Raw genomic sequence first — 1,572 nt, 5'->3', positions numbered from 1 at the left:
GCCGTCCGGATATTAAGGATATGCCTGTCCTCCTCACCCGACGCGGTGAGAAAAGTTGCGTCCTTGCGCTGATAAAGCGCGTAGTATGCGGAGGCTTCGATATCCGGCGACAGCTGCCGCTCCACGCGAGCCCCGCTGAACATTGCATCGCCGCTCGATCGATCATCGAAAGGGCGGTCATCGCGATACTGGACAGGCCGGCTGACAAGACCATAGAAGCGCCATGCATCAGTCTCCCACCCGGCCCAGACAGCATCGAATGACTGGCGGACATTCGGCCCATCGCGCGTCGAAACGAACCGCTCCAGGTCGAACGCAAAGTCTTGACGGCCGACCCTTGCCCTGAACGTTCCGCTGTCGGTCTCTTGCGAATAACCGATGAATGCTTGCCGAAGGTCAAACCGGTTTGCGTCGTTAGGACCGATCACCGACTTGTTGAACGCACGCACATCCTCGAACTGCGTGAAGACTTGCCAGTTTTCATTCAGGTGAACGTCGATATGGAACTGCGTGCGCTGTAACCAGTAGGAGTCTCCGGGATTCGCACGCACGGTTCCGAAAGCCGGCGCATCACTGACTTCGACGATTTCGCGTAGATTGAGCCCGAGCGAGATGTAGCTGTTGGGATTCGAGGCAAACAACGGAATGTATTTGAGACTGTCCAGCGACTCAGTCCGTAGTTTCGGATCCGCGAGAAGCGACCAGTCCTCCCGCGACCGGTCGGCTTTTATCGAGGGCCTCTCCTGCTTCAGGCCAGAATCGTCTGCCAGGGCTGACCGGTAGTCCCATTGAGCAAACGCGAGGGCAGCAAGCGAAAGCAGCAGTATCCGCGTCTTGGGTATGGACCGAAGGCCGAACGTTATTGAAAGACGCGAGGTGGTGTATCTCTGTCGGTCAATCATCTCTTTGCCTTTCAGCCTTCGGCCCATGGCCACATCCTGTGTTAAGTTTTCATGAGTGGTCGCCGCCGTCTGCCACTTGCACGGCTTGCGATGGACGGAGAAATAAGTTGAAGCCGCTACGAAAGATTATGGAATAAATCCTGTATTCGCGGTTGGTGCGGCACGTTGCGAAGATGCCCTCACGGGAGAGACACCTGCACCAACGTTGTCATCACCTTCTTTGCCTTGGTAGCCCTCGGTCGTGTGAAGCCGTGTTGCAAAATAAGGAACGTTTTTTGGAAATTGAGGATCTAAGAATATTTGTCGAAGTTGCTGATGCAGGCGGAGTATCGTCTGCAGCGCTGCGACTGGGAATCTCCAAGTCGATGGTCAGCCGGCGGATCAACAGGCTCGAGGAGCAACTCGGCGCACAGCTATTTGCAAGGACGACCCGTGGCATAGCGCTCACGGAAGCAGGCGCCACATTCCGCGATTACGCAGCCAGGACCTCAGCTGAATTGGATTTGGTGCGGGAAACGATCCTGCCTGCCGGTGAGCTTCGAGGCCGCATGCGCGTAGCCGCGCCACTGTCATTTGGTCCGACCTATTTTGCCCCCATCCTCTCCCAGCTGGCTAGCCGACACCCACAGCTACAAATCCTTTCTTCTTATACTGATCGCTTCGTGGATCT

The 1,572-nt window shown here is 56.2% G+C and carries 2 protein-coding genes; one reads left to right on the top strand and one right to left on the bottom strand.

Annotation, left to right across the window (positions count from 1 at the left end):
- The coding region (locus J2046_RS33590; protein ID WP_233470465.1) for an alginate export family protein at nucleotides 1-929 on the bottom strand (929 nt) is incomplete at its 3' end.
- A 248-nt stretch (nucleotides 930-1,177) separates the two neighbouring features.
- Between J2046_RS33590 and J2046_RS33585 the strand changes: the two genes are divergently transcribed.
- Nucleotides 1,178-1,572: LysR family transcriptional regulator (locus tag J2046_RS33585; RefSeq protein WP_210059132.1), on the top strand; the 395-nt coding region annotated here is incomplete at its 3' end.

The sequence above is a fragment of the Neorhizobium petrolearium genome, from assembly GCF_017873175.1.
GTDB lineage: Bacteria > Pseudomonadota > Alphaproteobacteria > Rhizobiales > Rhizobiaceae > Neorhizobium > Neorhizobium petrolearium.
This window is presented reverse-complemented; position numbering and strand designations above follow the sequence as displayed.